Origin of the sequence: Bradyrhizobium sp. SZCCHNR1043, from assembly GCF_032489675.1 — a bacterium.
Taxonomy (GTDB): domain Bacteria; phylum Pseudomonadota; class Alphaproteobacteria; order Rhizobiales; family Xanthobacteraceae; genus Bradyrhizobium.
Map to the genome: position 1 here is coordinate 1 of NZ_JAUEYN010000029.1, position 18399 is coordinate 18399.

At 66.1% G+C, this 18399-nt stretch carries 12 protein-coding genes; 5 read left to right on the top strand and 7 right to left on the bottom strand.

Features of this window, described 5'->3' with window-relative positions; translation table 11 throughout:
• Positions 1–168: 168 nt before the first annotated feature.
• Together QX039_RS32880 and gltB are read right to left on the bottom strand one after the other, a co-directional pair.
• A complete protein-coding gene (locus QX039_RS32880; protein WP_315774256.1) occupies positions 169–1617 on the bottom strand; it encodes a glutamate synthase subunit beta in 1449 nt (482 codons plus the stop codon).
• Positions 1618–1934: 317 nt separating this feature from the next.
• A complete protein-coding gene (gene gltB / locus QX039_RS32885) occupies positions 1935–6671 on the bottom strand; it encodes a glutamate synthase large subunit (RefSeq protein ID WP_315774254.1) in 4737 nt (1578 codons plus the stop codon).
• Between the two features lie 550 nt (positions 6672–7221).
• Here gltB and QX039_RS32890 point away from each other — a divergent pair.
• Positions 7222–8196, top strand: coding sequence for a hypothetical protein (locus QX039_RS32890; RefSeq protein WP_315736470.1), 975 nt, complete (start codon positions 7222–7224; stop codon positions 8194–8196).
• A 188-nt stretch (positions 8197–8384) separates the two neighbouring features.
• Here the strand turns inward: QX039_RS32890 and QX039_RS32895 are convergent, their stop codons facing one another.
• Together QX039_RS32895 and QX039_RS32900 are read right to left on the bottom strand one after the other, a co-directional pair.
• A complete protein-coding gene (locus QX039_RS32895; RefSeq protein WP_315736471.1) occupies positions 8385–9149 on the bottom strand; it encodes an alpha/beta hydrolase in 765 nt (254 codons plus the stop codon).
• Between the two features lie 164 nt (positions 9150–9313).
• Positions 9314–9790 (bottom strand): Hsp20 family protein, encoded by a 477-nt coding sequence (locus QX039_RS32900; protein ID WP_315736472.1) that lies wholly within the window; start codon positions 9788–9790, stop codon positions 9314–9316.
• A gap of 193 nt (positions 9791–9983) precedes the next feature.
• On the opposite strand from QX039_RS32900, the gene QX039_RS32905 reads away from it, so the two are divergent.
• Positions 9984–10931 (top strand): alpha/beta hydrolase, encoded by a 948-nt coding sequence (locus tag QX039_RS32905; RefSeq protein WP_315736473.1) that lies wholly within the window; start codon positions 9984–9986, stop codon positions 10929–10931.
• A 73-nt stretch (positions 10932–11004) separates the two neighbouring features.
• Complete coding sequence (locus tag QX039_RS32910) at positions 11005–11853, top strand: tetratricopeptide repeat protein (protein ID WP_315736474.1); 849 nt, start codon at positions 11005–11007, stop codon at positions 11851–11853.
• Here QX039_RS32910 and QX039_RS32915 read toward each other — a convergent pair.
• Positions 11843–12553, bottom strand: a complete 711-nt coding sequence (locus QX039_RS32915; RefSeq protein ID WP_315736475.1) for a hypothetical protein — start codon at positions 12551–12553, stop codon at positions 11843–11845. The two genes, QX039_RS32910 and QX039_RS32915, sit on opposite strands and share 11 nt — an antisense overlap.
• A 75-nt stretch (positions 12554–12628) precedes the next feature.
• Positions 12629–13831: an ABC transporter substrate-binding protein gene (locus QX039_RS32920; protein WP_315736476.1), complete on the bottom strand. Its 1203-nt coding sequence runs from the start codon at positions 13829–13831 to the stop codon at positions 12629–12631.
• Between the two features lie 151 nt (positions 13832–13982).
• On the opposite strand from QX039_RS32920, the gene QX039_RS32925 reads away from it, so the two are divergent.
• Both QX039_RS32925 and QX039_RS32930 read left to right on the top strand, forming a co-directional pair.
• Entirely contained in the window at positions 13983–14657 is a 675-nt protein-coding gene (locus tag QX039_RS32925; protein WP_315736477.1) for a GntR family transcriptional regulator, read from the top strand.
• Between the two features lie 468 nt (positions 14658–15125).
• Positions 15126–15275 (top strand): hypothetical protein, encoded by a 150-nt coding sequence (locus tag QX039_RS32930; RefSeq protein WP_315736478.1) that lies wholly within the window; start codon positions 15126–15128, stop codon positions 15273–15275.
• A 276-nt stretch (positions 15276–15551) separates the two neighbouring features.
• Here QX039_RS32930 and QX039_RS32935 read toward each other — a convergent pair whose 3' ends face one another.
• The gene (locus QX039_RS32935; RefSeq protein WP_315774251.1) at positions 15552–18356 is read right to left on the bottom strand and encodes a di-heme-cytochrome C peroxidase; all 2805 of its coding nucleotides are present in this window, start codon (positions 18354–18356) and stop codon (positions 15552–15554) included.
• Positions 18357–18399: the final 43 nt, after the last annotated feature.

Genomic DNA, 18399 nt, shown 5'->3' on the forward strand with positions numbered 1-18399 from the left:
GCTCTCCACCGAACCGGTCGAAAACTTTGAATCACATCCAGAAATCGCTTGGAATCGCTTTCGGGCATCCCGTAGCCCGCAAGGGGGAGGGGAGCGCACCGACGGTGCGGCGGCAGATGAGTCCAACTAAGCGGGTCGCATCCAACTAACGCGCTTGATCGGCCGCCGCTAGCGCGGCAGCTCGGTCTTGCCCATCAGGAACTTGTCGACCGCCTGCGCACACAGGCGGCCCTCGCGGATCGCCCACACCACCAGCGACTGGCCGCGGCGCATGTCGCCGGCGGAGAAGACCTTCGGCAGCGAGGTCTGGTAGTCGGTCAGGTTGGCCTTGACGTTGCCGCGCGGGTCGAGGTCGACGCCGAGGCTCTTGAGCAGGCCCTCGTGCACCGGATGCACGAAGCCCATCGCCAGCAGGACGAGCTCCGCATCGAGCACGAACTCGGTGCCGGGAACCGGCTTGAACTGCGCGTCGACGCGCACGCAATGCAGCTTCTTGACGGCGCCGTTCTCGCCTTCGAACTTCTGCGTCAGCACCGCGAACTCGCGCACCGCGCCTTCCGCCTGGCTCGACGACGTCCGCATCTTCAGCGGCCAGTTCGGCCAGGTCAGCGCCTTGTTCTCGCGCTCCGGCGGCGCCGGCATGATCTCGAGCTGGGTGACCGAAAGCGCGCCCTGGCGCAGCGAGGTGCCGATGCAGTCGCTGCCGGTGTCGCCGCCGCCGATGACGACGACATGCTTGCCGGCGGCGAGGATGCCGTCGCCTTCGACCTTCTCGTTGCCGACGCGGCGGTTCTGCTGCGGCAGGAAGTCCATCGCGTAGTGGATGCCGGCGAGGTCGCGGCCGGGGATCGGCAGGTCGCGCGGAGCTTCTGCGCCGCCGGTCAGCGCGACGGCGTCATGGTCCTTCAAGAGCGTCTTGGCATCGAGGCCGTCCTTGCCACCGACATTGACGCCATAGTGGAAGGTGACGCCTTCGCCTTCCATCTGTCCGATGCGGCGATCGATGATGCCCTTCTCCATCTTGAAGTCGGGAATGCCGTAGCGCAGCAGGCCGCCGGCCTTGGCGTTCTTCTCATAGACGTGGACGTCGTGACCGGCGCGGGCGAGCTGCTGCGCACAGGCGAGACCAGCGGGACCGGCGCCGACGATCGCGACCTTCTTGCCGGTCTTCACGGCGGCCGGCTCGGGCTTGATCCAGCCCTGCTCGAAGGCCTTGTCGACGATGGCGCATTCGATCGTCTTGATGGTCACCGGATTGTCGTCGATGTTCAGCGTGCACGACGCCTCGCACGGAGCCGGGCAGATCCGGCCCGTGAACTCCGGGAAGTTGTTGGTCGAGTGCAGGTTGCGCGCGGCCTCTTCCCAATTGCCGTTGTAGATCAGGTCATTCCAGTCCGGGATCTGGTTGTTGACCGGACAGCCCGTGGTGCCCGGCGCGGCCGAGCCGGTGCCGTGGCAATAGGGGATGCCGCAATTCATGCAGCGCGCCGCCTGGTCGCGTAGCTCCTTCTCGGAGAGCGGCACCACGAATTCCTGGAAATGCTTCAGCCGCTCGGCAACCGGCGCGTACTTGCGATCGTGCCGCTCGATTTCGAGAAAACCTGTGACCTTGCCCATGACCTACGACGTCCCTGACTGCTCGGGCCTCATGGTTCGAGACGGTTGCTTTCGCACCTCCTCACCGTGAGGAATTTCCTCTGTGCTTCCCCTCACCCTGAGGAGCGGCGCCTTCGCCGCGTCTCGAAGGGTGAGGCCTCGACCTCGGCCTCATGGTTCGAGACGGTGCTTCGCACCTCCTCACCATGAGGAATTTGCTTCCCGCTTCTCCTCACCCTGAGGAGCGGCGCTTGCGCCGCGTCTCGAAGGTCGAGGCCCCGCTGTTGGCCTCATGGTTCGAGACGGCGCTACGCGCCTCCTCACCATGAGGAGCGACATCAAGCCCCGATCGCGATCTTCGGCTCGGCGTCGGCGTTGACCGCGAGCTCCTTCAGGGCACGGCGATATTCCACCGGCATGACCTTGCGGAACTTCGGCGCGTAGTCCTTCCAGTTCGCCAGGATGTCGGCGGCGCGCTTGGAGCCCGTCGCCTTGGCATGGCGCGAGATCAGGACGTGCAGCCGCTCCACATCGGAGGCCAGCAGGTTCTTGAACACGTCGACCCGGCCATGCGCCTCGAGGTCGCCCATCTGGTGATAGGTGTCCTCGGCGATCATCTCCTCGGACAGCACCGGCTCCAGCTCGACCATCGCCATGTTGCAGTGCTTGTCGAAGTCGCCGGCCTCGTCGAGCACGTAGGCGACACCGCCGGACATGCCGGCCGCGAAGTTGCGCCCGGTCTTGCCGAGCACGACGACGATGCCGCCGGTCATGTATTCGCAGCAATGATCACCCGCGCCCTCGACCACGGCGACCGCGCCGGAGTTGCGAACCGCGAAGCGCTCGCCGGCGATGCCGCGGAAGAAGCACTCGCCGGAGATCGCGCCGTACATCACGGTGTTGCCGACGATGATCGACTCCTCCGGCACGATGCCGGAGTTGCGCGGCGGCTTGACGATGATGCGGCCGCCCGACAGGCCTTTGCCGACGTAGTCGTTGCCTTCGCCTTCGAGCTCGAAGGTGACGCCTTGGGCGAGCCAGGCGCCGAAGGCCTGGCCTGCGGTGCCCTTCAGGCTGACATGGATGGTGTCCTGCGGCAGGCCGGCATGGCCGTAGATCTTCGCCACCGCGCCCGAGAGCATCGCGCCCGCCGAACGGTCGGTGTTGTTGATCTCGGCCTCGATCTTGACCGGCGCGCCACGGTCGAGCGCGGGTTTGGCCTGCTCGATCAGCTTGCGGTCGAGCACGGCCTCGAGGTGATGGTCCTGCGCCTCGGCGTGATGGATCTTCTGGCCCGGCGCCTCCTTCTGCTTGACGAACAGCTTGGAGAAGTCGAGGCCCTTGGCCTTCCAATGCGCCACCAGCCTGGACTGGTCGAGCATCTGGGTCTGGCCGACCATCTCGTTGAACGAGCGGTAGCCGAGCGCGGCCATGATCTCGCGGACTTCCTCGGCGACGAAGAAGAAGAAGTTGATGACGTGCTCGGGCTGGCCGGTGAAGCGCTTGCGCAGCACCGGGTCCTGGGTGGCGACGCCGACCGGGCAGGTGTTGAGGTGGCACTTGCGCATCATGATGCAGCCGGCCGCGATCAAGGGGGCGGTGGCGAAGCCGAATTCGTCGGCGCCGAGCAGAGCGCCGATGACGACGTCACGTCCGGTGCGGAAGCCGCCGTCGACCTGGACCACGATGCGGCTGCGCAGCCGCTCGCGCACCAAAGTCTGGTGCGTTTCGGCAAGGCCGATCTCCCACGGCGAGCCGGCATGCTTGATCGAGGTGAGGGGAGATGCACCGGTGCCGCCCTCGAAGCCCGCGATCGTCACATGGTCGGCGCGCGCCTTGGCGACGCCGGCGGCGACGGTGCCGACGCCGACTTCGGACACCAGCTTGACCGAGACCTGGCCGTCGGGGTTGACGTTCTTCAGGTCGTAGATCAGCTGCGCGAGATCCTCGATCGAGTAGATGTCGTGATGCGGCGGCGGCGAGATCAGGCCGACACCCGGCGTCGAGTGGCGCACCTTGGCGATGGTCGCGTCGACCTTGTGGCCGGGCAACTGGCCGCCTTCGCCCGGCTTGGCACCCTGCGCCATCTTGATCTGCATCATGTCGGAGTTGACGAGATATTCCGTCGTCACGCCGAACCGGCCCGAGGCGACCTGCTTGATCGCCGAGCGCATGGAATCGCCGTTGGGCAGCGGCTTGAAGCGGTCGGCTTCTTCGCCGCCTTCGCCGGTGTTCGACTTGCCGCCGATCCGGTTCATGGCGATCGCGAGCGTGGTGTGGGCCTCGCGCGAGATCGAGCCGAACGACATCGCGCCCGTGGCGAAGCGCTTGACGATCTCCTTGGCTGGCTCGACTTCGTCGAGCGGCACCGGCTTGCGCTTGTCGTCCTCGGCCGACTTGATGCGGAATAGGCCGCGCAGGGTCAGCAGCCGCTCAGACTGCTCGTTGAGCAGCCTGGCGAACGCCTGGTAGCGCTCCCTGGAATTGCCGCGCACCGCATGCTGCAGCGTCGCGACCGATTCCGCGGTCCAGGCGTGGTCCTCGCCGCGGGTGCGGAAGGCATATTCGCCGCCGACGTCGAGCGCGGTCTTGTAGACCAGCGCGTCGCCGAACGCGTCGCGATGACGGCGCGTGGTCTCCTCGGCGATCTCCGGCAGGCCGACGCCTTCGATGCGGGTGTGGGTGCCGTAGAAGAACTTCTGCACGAACTCGGCCTTCAGTCCGACCGCGTCGAAGATCTGCGCGCCGCAATAGGACTGGTAGGTCGAGATGCCCATCTTCGACATGACCTTGAGCAGGCCCTTGCCGATCGACTTGATGTAGCGCTTGACGACCTCGTAGTCGCTTAGCGCGCCCGGCAGCTTGTCCTTGAGCGCGATGATGGTCTCGAAGGCGAGATAAGGATTGATCGCCTCGGCGCCGTAGCCGGCTAGACAGGCGAAGTGATGCACCTCGCGCGGCTCGCCCGACTCCACCACGAGACCCACCGACGTGCGCAGGCCGGTGCGGATCAGGTGATGATGCACGGCGGCGCAGGCGAGCAGCGACGGGATCGGAATCCGGTCGGCCGAGACCATGCGGTCGGACAGGATGATGATGTTGACGCCCTCGCGCACCGCGGCTTCGGCGCGGCCGCAGAGATCGTCGAGCATCTGCTCGAAGCCGGCGGCGCCCAGGCTCGCATCGAAGGTGGTGTCGAGCGTGCGCGAGACGAAGTGGCTGTCGGACACCTCCGAGATCGAGCGGATCTTCTCGAGGTCCGCATCGGTCAGGATCGGCTGATGCACCTCGAGCCGCTTGGTCGAGGCGACGCCTTCGAGGTCGAACAGGTTGGGCCGCGGGCCGATGATCGACACCAGGCTCATCACCAGCTCCTCGCGGATCGGGTCGATCGGCGGATTGGTGACCTGGGCGAAGTTCTGCTTGAAGTAGGTGAACAGCAGCTTCGGCTTGTCCGACAGCGCCGAGATCGGCGTGTCGTTGCCCATCGAGCCCGTGGCCTCCTCGCCGGTCGCCGCCATCGGCGTCATCAGGATCGCGATGTCTTCCTGGCTGTAGCCGAATGCCTGCTGCCGGTCCAAGAGCGGCAGGTTGGTGCGCGCGCCCGTGGTCGGCGCATCCGGCAGCTTCTCGACCTGGATCTGCGTGCGCGTGAGCCATTCCTGGTAGGGATGGCTGGCGGCGAGCTGCGCCTTGATCTCATCGTCCGGGATCAGGCGGCCCTGCTCGAGGTCGACCAGCAGCATCTTGCCCGGCTGCAGCCGCCACTTGGTGACGATCTGGTCCTCAGGAATCTTGAGCACGCCCATTTCGGACGCCATCACGATGCGGTCGTCCTTGGTGACGAGATAGCGCGCCGGCCGCAGGCCGTTGCGGTCGAGCGTGGCGCCGATCTGGCGGCCGTCGGTGAAGGCGATCGCGGCGGGGCCGTCCCACGGCTCCATCAGCGCGGCGTGATATTCGTAGAATGAACGCCGCTCCTCGCTCATCAAGGGATTTCCGGCCCACGCCTCGGGGATCATCATCATGACCGCGTGCGGCAGCGAGTAGCCGCCCTGCACCAGGAATTCGAGCGCGTTGTCGAAGCAGGCGGTATCGGACTGGCCTTCATAGGAGATCGGCCAGAGCCGGCTGATGTCCTTGCCGAACAGCTCCGATGACACCGAGGCCTGCCGCGCCGCCATCCAGTTGACGTTGCCGCGCAGGGTGTTGATCTCGCCATTGTGCGCGATCATCCGATACGGATGCGCCAGCGACCAGGTCGGGAAGGTGTTGGTCGAGAAGCGCTGGTGCACCAGCGCCAGCGCGCTCTCGAAGTCCGGCTCGTGCAGGTCGGCGTAGTACTTGCCGAGCTGGTCGGCCAGGAACATGCCCTTGTAGATCACGGTCCGGCACGACATCGAGCACGGGTAATAGCCCGACATGCCGCGGTCGCGGCGCTGATAGATCGCCTGCGAAATCGACTTCCTGAGGATGTAGAGCTTGCGCTCGAACTCGTCCTCGGTCTTGGCGGCGCCGTTGCGGCCGATGAACACCTGCATGCTGCGCGGCTCGGTCGGCTTGACCGTCACGCCCAGCGAGGAGTTGTCGGTCGGCACGTCGCGCCAGCCGAGCAGCACCAGTCCTTCGTCCTCAATCTGGTCGGCGATGATGCTCTTGATGACGTTCCGCCACGCCTCGTCGCGCGGCATGAACAGCGCGCCGATGGCGTATTCGCCGGGGGCGGGCAAGGTGAAGCCGAGCTCCTTTGCCTTGCGCGAGAAGAAGGCATGCGGGATCTGCACCAGGATGCCGGCACCGTCGCCGAAGCGCGGGTCGGCGCCGACGGCGCCACGGTGCTCGAGGTTGCAGAGGATGCTCAGCGCGTCGGCGACGATCTGATGCGACTTCTGGCCCTTGATGTTGGCGATGAAGCCGACGCCGCAGGAATCCTTCTCCTGGCTCGGGTCATACAGACCTTCGGCTTCCGGGCGCCACGTATGCAGCTCGCGGGTGATCTCGGCCGGTTTTTCACGCGTATCCACAGCCAGCACCGCGCCGCCCAACTTTCCGTGCTCGACCTTCGATCCGCTCATATCCGTCCCCATAAATTATTGGTCAGGGCCTTCACCACAGTCCGGTACAGTCCGTCCGGCGCACCCCGGGCGCTGCGCGGCCCCTCTCCGGAGCCAACGCTCGTCCTTGTCAGCGAGCCGCATTTGCAGAGTTCAGGCCAACCGCCGGGGGACAATGTCCCCGCTGGACGACCGCGGCCTGTTCATGTCGCAGCGCCCTCAGGCGCCGTAACATCATTGCAAAGTCTCGGTCACCTTTGCAACGAAATTTTAGACAGCATTTCTGTCCTAAACCGCAAGATGCCAAACTTTAACCTATCACACAAGCATCGCGGAGTCCTGAGGTCCGGGCGCAGCAACGCGCCCATTCCCCGGCAAATCTTCCGTTTCAGCCGCTGACCGAACGACCCGACCGGGCCGGGCGATCACGCGCTGCGCTCGATTTTGAAACCTGACGCCCCGATCCCGCCCCCTCGCCGACCCAGGACCGCCGGAATCACGGCAGAACTTCCGCGGCACTTGAGAAGAAGCGAACAGCTTCACGTGCGGGGGCATGCAGGAGCTTTGAGCCATGAAGTTGCTAGTTGGAGTCGTCTCAGCCGCGTTGATCGCGCCGTTTGCCGCGCAGGCCGAGCCGTTGCCGCCATCGGGCGTCCGTGCGCCCTACACGGCGGTCTCCGATTTCGATGCGCCCTATCCGGATCTGCCGCCGCCGGCCGTCGTGCCCGCACCGCCGCGTTACGGCTACCGGCCGGGCCCTGACTACGGCTACCGCGACGAGCGCTATGTGCCGCCGGCGCCGGTCTACCGTCAGGACGGCTACCAGCAGGATTATGGCTATGCGCCGGCGTTCCTGCCGGTGCATGAGGTCTATGCGATTTTGCGCGACAACGGCTTCTCGCCGCTCGGCGTGCCGCGTCAGCGCGGCAATGTCTATGTCGTGGCGGTGCTCGATCGCGAGGGCGAGGACGGCAAGCTCGTGGTCGATGCCCGCTCCGGCCGCATCATCCGCTTCGTGCCGGCGTTCCAATGGGGCGAGGAGTACGAGCGGATGCGCTACGAGCCGGCCCCGCGCGGCGCCCTCGACCGTCTGCCGCCGCCGAGCGTGATCCGGGCCGATCCGCGCCTGGTGCCGCCGATGCCGGCTGCGCCGCGCGTTGCCACCGCGGTGTCGGTTCAGCCGAAGGTGCCGACGCCAGCAGCCCGACCGGCAGCGCCGTCGCCGCAGACCGCGGCGCTCAACCCGAAGCCGACGGAGGCTCCCAAAGCCCTTCCGCCCAGGCCTGCGGACATCAAGCCGGCCGAAGCCAAACCCGCCGACGTCAAGCCTGCGCCGGCCGAAGCCAAGGCCGACGAGCCGAAGACGGGCGAGGCCAAGCCGTCCGAGGCCAAGTCATCCGAGGCGAAGCCGTCTGATGCCAAGCCGGTGCAGTCGGCAGCCGCGCCGCCTCAGACCACCGGCTCCGTAGCGCCAGCGGCCGCGGCCAAGCCGACACCGCAGATCCAGCCGACGGCAAAGATGCCTCCGGTGCAGGGGCTGGATTAGAGACGATTGAGCGGTCTGCCCGGCCGCCAGCCACCACCACAACTGTCATCGCCCGGCGTGACCGGGCGATCCAGTCACCACCAGCATCTCGGTTGCTCGTGACTGCCGCGGCGTGCTGAATGCCCGCCTTCGCGGGCATGACAGCGTTGCTTGTTGCCGCTGGGACGAGTCCCGCACCATCAATCGGACTACTCGTGCTGACCGGCGGCCTTCAGGATCAGATCAGCGATCTCCTTCGGATGTGAGACCAGCGACAGGTGCCCGGCGTCGAGCTCGATCGTGGTCGCCTTCATGCGGCTGGCCAGGAAGCGCTCGAAATCCGGATCGATGGTCTTGTCCTGCTTTGACACCGCATAGAAGGACGGCTTGTCGTGCCATGCCGCCTGGGTGGTGCGGTTGCCGAAGATCGTCGCCGCGGTCGGCCATTGCACCGCATAGAGCTCCTTGGCCGTCGTCGCATCGACGCCATTGGCGAAATACTTCAGGAAGGCGTCCTCGTCGAGCTTGGTGTCGCCGTCATGGTCGACGATGCCGGCGCGGGCCGGCGGTGTCGGATATTGACCGGCGAGCTTGACGAAATCCTCGCCCGCGTCGGGCGCACGCGCCGCGACATAGACCAGCGCGCTGACCTTCGGGTCGGTGCCGACCTCGCTCACGACCGTGCCGCCCCAGGAATGGCCGACCAGCACGGCCGGTCCGTCCTGCTCGGCCAGCGCGCGGCGGGTGGCAGCCGCGGAGTCCGCCAGCGACGTCAGCGGATTCTGCACGGCGGTGACCTTGAGGCCAGCGGCCTGCAGATAGGGGATGACCTTGGCCCAGCTCGAGCCGTCGGCCCAGGCGCCGTGCACCAGCACGACGTTGTGGACCTTCGGCGGCGGCGCCGGCTGCGCCAGAGCGGGGCCGGCAAAAGCCGACAGGGCGGCGATGAGGGTGAGGGTACGAACGACGTTCATGTTGACGGCTCCAGTGGCTCGGGTTGGCGAGGTGATCACTGGGGTCTTCGCGGGCAGGGCGCAGACCGTTACCGTCAGTCACGGTCGTTTGATTGCACTGCAGCACCACACAAAAAAACGCCCCGGCTGCCCGGGGCGTTCGCATTCCTGAGTATGTGTGCCGGTCACGCGGCGGCCTTCTCGGCCGAACCCTCGATCGTCGGCTGCTCAGCTTGCGCGTTCGTCGAGATCGGGATCGACCGCGGCTTCTTGGCCTCGGGGATCTCGCGCACGAGGTCGACGTGGAGCAGGCCGTTCTCGAGGCTGGCGTTCTTCACCACCACGTGGTCGGCGAGCTGGAACGAGCGCTCGAAGGCGCGGGCGGCGATGCCGCGATACAGCAACTCGCTCTTCTTGCCGTTCTCGTTGGCGGCCTTCTCGCCCTTGATCGTCAGCGTGTTTTCCTTTGCGACGAGGGAGAGCTCATCCTTGCCAAAGCCGGAGACGGCGACGGTGATGCGGTAGGCGTTCTCACCGGTGCGCTCGATATTGTAGGGCGGATAGCCGGGGGTGGGATCAGCGGTGGCCTGGTCGAGCAGCGAGAACAGACGGTCGAAACCGACGGTGGAACGATAGAAGGGGGTGAGGTCGTAGGTACGCATGGTCAAAGTCCTCCATTGAGCGACTGTTGGCTAACCCGCCCGCCATCGGGCCGGGCTGTCGTGCAGCCTGACGCGGCCTGCACGGTCCCGATATGGGTCGGACGTTTCGACGTTCAAGGGCGTCCGAGACCTGCTCTTTTTGCCGTTCCACCCCTTGATTCCCACTGCCTTTCACCTATTCGATGGGCGCCTCATGACGCTCGTCTCGATTCCCGCCAATCCCGTCCCCGAAAACGCCACCGCCGGCACCATCAAGACTCCCGATGGCGCCGAGCTGCGCTTTGCGCGCTGGGCCCCGCCGGCCGGGCGCAAGGGCACGGTGTGCGTGTTCACCGGCCGCAGCGAGATGATCGAGAAGTATTTCGAGACGGTGCGCGACCTGCGCGACCGCGGCTTCGCGGTCGCGATCATCGACTGGCGCGGCCAGGGCCATTCGTCGCGGCGCCTGCGCGATTCCCGCAAGGGCTATGTGCGCTCGTTCTCCGACTACGAACTCGACGTCGAGACCTTCGTCACCCAGGTCGTGCTGCCGGATTGTCCGCCGCCTTATTTCGCGCTGGCGCATTCGATGGGCGGCACCGTGCTGCTGCGGCTCGCGCATGCCGGCAAGCGCTGGTTCGATCGCGTCGTACTGTCGGCGCCGATGATCGACCTGCCGGACAGCCGCACCGCGCTGCCGGCTCGGCTGCTGCTGCGGGCCATGCGCATCGCCGGGCAGGGCGGCCGCTACGTGCCGGGCGGCAACGACGAGATCAGCGGGCTGGCGCCGTTCGTCAACAATCCGCTGACCTCTGATCCCGTCCGCTATGCCCGCAACGCCGCCATCCTCGAGGAGGATCCGACGCTCGGCATCGCCTCGCCGACGGTGGCCTGGGCCGATTCCGCCTTCTCGGCGATGATGACCTTCCGCGGCATGACCTATCCCTCCCAGATCCGGCAGCCGATCCTGATGCTGGCGGCGTCCAGCGACACCGTGGTGTCGACCGCCGCGATCGAGGAGTTCGCCTATCATCTGCGCGCCGGCTCGCATCTCGTCATCGCCGGGGCCAAGCACGAGATCCTGCAGGAGCAGGACCGCTACCGCTCGCAGTTCTGGGCTGCGTTCGACGCCTTCGTGCCGGGCACGCCGCTGTTCGGGTGAGCGTGCTGCTGGACACTCCTGGGGCCGGCGAGCTAGCTAGACTCGACCTCTTCCTCGGAGCTTGGCTGCAGACGTGAGTGAACGGCGGAAAAATCAGCAGGCGCAGGCGCTGCAGGAAGCGATCCACGCGCTGCGCGCGCGGCAGTTCGCGCGCGCCGAGCAGATCGCCGCCTCGATCCTGCGCACAGCCAGGACTGATCGCGCCGCGCTGCTCGTCCAGGCCCATGCGCTGCTCGGCCAGCAGCGCGCGAGCGAGGCGATTGCGCCGCTGGAGAAGGCGGCGCTCCGCGGCAGCGATCCGGAGCTCGAGACGCTGCTCGGCGCCGCCTTGTGCGAATCCAGACGTGCCGCCGATGGCATCGCGCAACTGCGCAAGACCGCGGCGCGGCGGCCGCCTTTTCTGCCAGCGTTCCAGGAGCTGGCGGGGCGGCTTGCAAAGTCGGGACAGCTCGGTGAAGCCATCGCCGTGATCGAGGAGGCGCTGACGCTGTCACCCGACAGCGTCGACCTCCAGCTCGATCTCGGACGCCTCCGTCTCCAGGCCAATGACCGCGTCCGTGCCCGCACGCACCTGCTGGCAGCGCGCGAGGCGGCGCCGGGACGGCCCGACATCCTGATCGAGCTCGCCTGGGTGCAGTTCCTCGACGGCGACTATGCCGAGGCCGCCGGTACCTACCGCCATGCGCTAGGCCTGCGGCCCGACGACACCCAGACCCGCGCCAATCTCGCGATGTGCCTCGCCGAGATGGGGGATCGCGATGGCGCTCAGGCGGCGCTGCGCACGGTGGTGCGCGGCCGGCCGCATCTGCTGACACGCGCGGCCTACACGCTCGCGGTCACCTCGCACGGCCGCTTCTTCTTCCGTCCGAGCGATGCCGCCAGATTCCTGCAGATCGACGGCGCTGCGACAGCTAAGCCCTGAACCGCTTGCGATAGACGCCGGTCTCGCGCTTCAGCGCATCGCGCACCACGTGGATCTCGGTGATTTCCTCTTCGGTGAAGGCCGAGGTCTGCATCGCCCACGTCTGCCGCTTCACCGGAATGCATTGCGCGACCGGCGTACCCCTCGGGATCACGCCGCGAAACGCCGTGTCATGCCAGTGCGCCGGGAAGTGCACGAACGAGTCGTGAAAGCGGTCGCTGTCGACCAGCCCGGTCACGGTGGTGAAGGGCAGGTCGAAGCGGTTGACGGGATGTGTGAACAGCAATGCCCAGCCCTCCGGCGCCTCGATCGTCCAGAGATTGTGAAACTTGAGCAGGAAGCGGTCGGTCTCGAACAGCGGCGAGCCCGTGACCTGCGCGACGTCGTGGAAGCTGATCGGCGAGCGCGGAAAATCGATCGCGCCGCCCGGCGGCAGCTCGTTGTCCCAACTGATCCCGCCATCCTCGACCTTGAGGTCGCAGATCAGCGGAATGAGGAAGCCCGTCGTCATCGCGTCGATGAAGGGCGGGCAGCGCTTGACGGTCTGCTCCTCGGCCTGGTTGAGCGCGCTGAACGCGGTGGCCGGCATCGTCTTCACCCAGTCGGGAACGCCCATCGGCGCCGGCACCGGCTGCGGAATGAGGCGTTCGAGCTCTTTCGGACAGCGGAATTTCAGCGTGAGCGGTTCAGTCTCGGACATCGGCGCCGCGGCTCTCCTGTGGACGACGGCAGAGGTCTACGCCTTCGCCGCCGAAAGTCCAACCGGCCGCCGCCGCTACTTGGTCGACAGCACCTCGCCGAACCGCTCCCACTGCTTGCCGGTGAAGCGCATGAACTGCACCTGCTCGACCGGCAGATGGTCGCTGTCGCCGGTGCTGACCTTGATGCCCGGCAGCAGCATCGGCAGCTCGAGATCCTTGATCGACAGCGCCTGCCGCAAAATGTTCTCGCGCGACAGATCGTTGCCGGCCGCCTTCAGCACGTGCTCCAGCACCATGCCGTTGTTGTAGCCGTTGACGTAGTTGGAATCGCGTATGTCGCCCTCGGGCACGTATTTCGCCATGTAGTCGCGCCAGCCCTTGACGCCGGGATCGTCGGCCCAGGCCGGATCCAGCGGATCCTTCACATAGGCGGTCGAGATGATGCCTTTGCCGGCCTCGAGGCCCGCCGGCTCCATCACCGAGGACATCCACACCGACACGTTGGTCAGGAAGGTCATCGGCCGCCAGTTGATCTCGAAGGTCTTGCGGATCGCCTGCGCGGCGAATTTCGGCGTCGCGGCAATGATCAGCGCGTCGGCGCCGCTGGATTTCAATTTCACGATCTGCGAGTCGATGGTCGGCTCGGTCGCCTCGTAGCTCGCGACGGTCACGGCCGTGTCGAAGCGCTCGCCGAGCACGTCCTTCAGCCCGGCGAGATAGTCGCGGCCGAAATCGTCGTTCTGCGCCAGGATCGCAAACGTCGCACCCGGCTTCTGCTGCAGCGCGTAGCGCGCATACATCCGCGCCTCGTTGCGGAACGGCGCCATCACGCCCATCACGGCCTGCGGAAATTGCGCGGGGTCGCCGAACTTCGAGGCGCCCGAGGCGACGAACAGCTGCGGCACCTTCTTGCCCTGTAGGTACCTGGCGATCGCGGTGTTGTGCGCGGTGCCCATGGTCGAGAAGATGAACGACACCTCGTCGCTCTCGACCAGCCGTCGCGTCTGCTCCACGGTCTTGGGCGGCACGTAGCTGTCGTCCAGCGAGATCAGGTTGACCTTCCGGCCGTTGATGCCGCCGCGGTCGTTGACCATCTTGAAATAGGCCACCTCGCCTTTGCCGAGGATGCCGAAGGCGGACACCGGCCCGCTATAGGGCATGGTCTGTCCAATGCGGATCTCGCTGGCGGTGATGCCCGGCTGATCCTCCGCCCGAGCGGGGACGGCGAGGACGGACGCGACGACGAACAATCCTGCCGCTGCGATGGCGCTTCGCATGGATACCTCCCTGATGGGCCGCGCTGCCGGCGGCATTTTGGCGTTGAGCATAGGGGGATGGCGGAGGCTGTGCAATTAAAATATATTTTTTGATGAAAGTATACTTTTAGGCTCTGCTAGTGTGAATCCATTGTCCAGCGAGAGTGAGTCGATGTCCGGCAGCGCCACCCAGACCGTCTACGAGCAGTTGCGTGCCAGCCTGCTCGCCGGCCTCTATCGTCCGGAGGAGAAGCTGAAGATCAGCGAGCTCGGATCAGCCTTCTCGGTCAGCACCGGGGCGATCCGCGAGGCGTTGGCGCGGCTCACGGCGGAAGGGCTGGTGACGGCGACGCCGCAGCGCGGCTTCCGCGTCGCGCCGGTCTCGGTGGCCGATCTGCGCGATCTGACCGACATGCGCGTCGAGATCGAGACCAAGTGCCTGCGCCGCGCCATCGCCAACGGTGATCTCGCCTGGGAGACCACGGTCGTTGCCGCGCATCACCGTCTGGCCGCGACGCCGATCGCGGCCCATGACGGCAGCTTCTCGCTGGCCTGGATGCTGGCGCATGCCGATTTCCATGCCGCGTTGGCCCAGGCCTGCGGCAGCGCCTGGATGATGCGGGTGCGTGATCTCCTGTTTGCGCATAACGAGCGCTATCTCGATCTCGCCCGCAAGACCGATCGTGGTAACCGCGATGCCGCGCGCGAGCATCGCGAACTGATGGAGGCGGTGCTGGCGCGCGACACCGAGCGCGCGGTGACGCTCATGACGGCGCATCTCGATAAGACCCGGGACACGATCGAGGCGGCGCTGCTCGCAGCGACGGCGATGAATGAGGCGAGATAGGATCGAGTCAGGGCGCCGACCGCGAACGTCTTCGACGCGATATGTCCCGAGCCGGACGTCATCAACCGGATGACAGGATATGGCCTGGCGGCTACGGCCACGTCATTCGAGGTGTCGATATACTTTCGCTGGGAAACACCGAATCTCGTTCTCTCGCCGCGCGTACACGAGATCGCTCTGGCGACACAACCATCGTGCCCCACGCGTGTAGCGGTCCACCCTTGTCGTCGACATTGTGATCCGTTCAGCGCGAGCGGTTACGAAGATTCAACTTTTTCGAGCGCCGGCGCTCTCCTCACCTCGATGCAAATCCAAATCGGCCATCAGTGTTAAGCGGGCTTCATGCCGGGCTTGCTGTGCATTCAAGGATGCATTCACCACGCGCCGATCTCTCCAAGTTTGGAAACGCCCCGGTAACGCACCGTCCCTCTAGTGACGTCCACTAACGACATTCAGGAGGAGGCATTGATGATTATGATGATTGCGCGGAAGCTGGTTGGTCCCCATGCGCTCAATTCCGGATTCGGTCTGGTGACCATGTTCTCGTTGATGGGCGTGGTCGCTTCTCTCGTGCTGGTCCAGCACGGAGTGAATGTCAGCCCGCCCGCGATGTTCTGATCGGGCAGAAGAACGTAGCTCGCTCCATCCACCTCTGCCCGCGTAAGGCACGCTATGGCGCCAGCCTGCGCCCCGTCGCCGCCCGGGAGTATGTATGGGTGCCGGGTCGGCGCACGGACGTCGCTGTCGCGCTCAATGAGTTGTAGGGACCGGAGCTCATGGACCTCCGTCCCAACCCCTGCCCGCAACCGGGAGGGAGGGACCGCTCTCGCCGCAAGAGATCAGTCCCACGAGGCCCGTGGCTTCGTCGTGACGAAGGTGCGCAGCCTCACATCCTCACAGCGTCTTCAGATATTCGATGAGGTCCCAGCGCTCGTCCTCCGAGAACGCACCGCCAATGATGCCGTTCGGATAGTCCTTGTTGGGCTTCGTCGGACCTTCGAAGGAATGGCCGAGCGTGCTGTTGCCCTTGATCGGCTTGCCGCTGGAATCCTTGGCCATGAACAGCGTCTGTCCGACCTTGCACGCGCTCTCGCCGCCCTTCGGCACGGCGAAGCCGACCGGCTTCGGGTCATAGTCGCGCGCGCCCTGGCAGAACGAGGTCGGCCGCTCGGCGGCCGGCGTCAGCAGCCAGTACAGCGACGGTACTGAGCCGTTGTGCAGATAGGGCGCAGTCGACCAGACGCCGTTGAGCGGGCGGGCGCGATAGGACTTGCCGGCCGGGTTGGGACAGTTCTTGCGGTCGCCCCACAGCGCGGCGCGCTCGGCCTCACCGAGATTGCGGTCCTCCATCCATTTGTCGCTGGCCTTCTGCACGACGGCCATCAGCGCCAGCGCATAGGGCATCTCCGTGGTCGAGCCCTGCGGCAGGTTGCAGCCCTTCAGATCCTTGGCCGGATCGACCTCGAGGAATCCTGCCACCTTGACCTTGCGGTTGGCGAGAATGCTCGCCTGTCCGGAGTCGGTCTGCATCGCGTCGACCGGCTTCTGCACGAGGTCGAGGATCGGACCCTTGGCATTCCAGCCCTTGCTCTCCCAATCCTCGGCGGGCTTGATCTTCCAGAAGCTCTTGTCCGGATAGGTCTTGTCGAACACGGGGTCGGCGACCGGCCCGAGATGGCACTCGACGCAAACAGCGGCATAGAGCTTCCGGCCGCGTTCGACGCGTGCCGGATCGATCTTCCAGGCGTCGTCGCCTGCGAACAGCTTCTCCGGCCATTTCGGCGAGGTCAGCCCGCCGAACGCGGGCGTCGTCGTCGCGAACGGATCGGGACCGCGCAGCATGTTCTCGATGTAGAGCAGGTTATCGATCGCCATCGACGACCGCCACAGCCTGTCGCTCGCGGTCTCCGGCGAGAAGTTGATCTGTGCGGAGACGCCGAGCGCCTCGCCGGCATTGCGGATCAGGGGCTGTGCGATCGATCCGTCATATTGCGCCCAGGAGAACCACGGCACGGTCCAGATCGGCGGATAGGACACCGGCGCGTCGATGGCCTCCTGGTTGCCGAGCATGTTCGGCAGCCCGCTCGATGCCATGTCGAGATAGAACACCTGGTTGCCGATGCGGTTGAGGGCATCGAGCCGGCCGAAGCCTTCCTCCGTTTCGGTCTGGCCCTTGGCCTCGATCGTGGTCTTGTAGTTCTTGGCCTGCATGTTGAGCGCGAAATCGGTCGCGGCCTTCAAGCCCTTCTTCAGGGTCTCGCGATCGGCGTCGGAGGCGTTCGGCCCGAGCACGCGATCGACAAAGCGGGAGAAGCGGCCGGGCACGTATTGCGTGAAGATCATCGCAAAGCCCATGGCTTCTTCCAGCTTGCGTAGGTCGGCCATCCCGGGGCCGCCGTCGAAGCGCACGCTGACGCCCTTGTAGTGGATGCTGCCGGCGTGGCACGCCGCGCAGGTCAGGCCGATCTTGTCGGACTGCGCGGCGCCGGTGGCGGGATCGGTCGCGCCAGTGAGCCGGGCAAAGCCGACTGGCAGGCCGCCTTCGTTGCCGGCCGGGGTCGGCTTCAGGCCGGACGGCAGCGGCGCTGCCGGCTCGGTCTTGGCAGCCGTGGCGGCGTAGCCGAACGGCCGGAGCGCGCTGGGGTCGCCGTCGACGCTCTTCGGGCTCGGGATGAAGCCGAACCGTTCGAGATAGGCGCTGTCGGAGATCAGGCCGGGCGAGCCGAACGGCGTCAGATAAGGCTGCTCCATCGCCATGAACCAGGCGTAGGGAATCGGAAAGGTCGCGGTGCCCTGCGTCACGTGGTGAAACCAGTGCCGGTCCTGCGTGGTCCAGCCCTGATCGAGCCAATAGGCCGCCCTGGTCGGCTCGGTCTCGGGCAAAGCGGGCGGAATCAACGCCGCGGCCTTCTTCGGCAGAACCTTGCCGAGCTTGTCGCTGACGGCGTCGGGCGCGGCCACCCAGGCGAGCAACACGGCGGCGCCGGCCAGCACTGCCGTGCCGACGAGTGCCTTGCCGATGCGCCAGACGATGTTCGCGGGCTTGGGCTTGGCTGTCAGCCGTGCGGCGATACGCTGCGGCAGGCGGCGGTCGACGAACAGCGTGCGGACCTCGGCAACGGACAGATAGCGGCCGTCGCCCTCGCCCTTGCCGAGGATGTTCAGCAGCACTGGCCATTCGCCCTGCATCAGAATGGGGAAGTACCAGCGCGCCCGATCGCCGTCGCGCGTCAGATTGGCCTTCATGAAGGTCTGGATCTGCGCCTCGTTGAGGCCGCGCTCGGTGCCCCCATTGGGATCGGGATAGTCGCTGCCGAAGCTCGCGAACCGGTCGATCTCCTCGGGATGGACCTTGGCCTCGGCGTCGAGGATACGCGATCCGCCGCCATGCTTGTCGAGCGGACCGTTGCGCAACTGGTCGAGATCGGCGCCGGACCACAGGCTCTTCAGGAGCCGCAGCGGCGACAGGCCGTTCGCGATCAGGGCGACGCCGAAGGTCTCGATGCCGACAAGCCGTTTCTTGAAGCCGGTCTCGCCGCTCGCCGCCTCGACCCGGTCGCCGATGGTTTTCAAGGGGACGCTGTGGCCGTCGACGAAGCCGCCGGCGACGAGCGCGCGCAGGAAGGGACACGGGTTATCGGACGAGACCGGAAGCTGTCCGGGCAGGGCGTCACGGACGCGGGCGCTGTCTTCTTGCATCGAAGAACATCCTTGGAAAGCACCTGAGTGATGAAAACGAAAT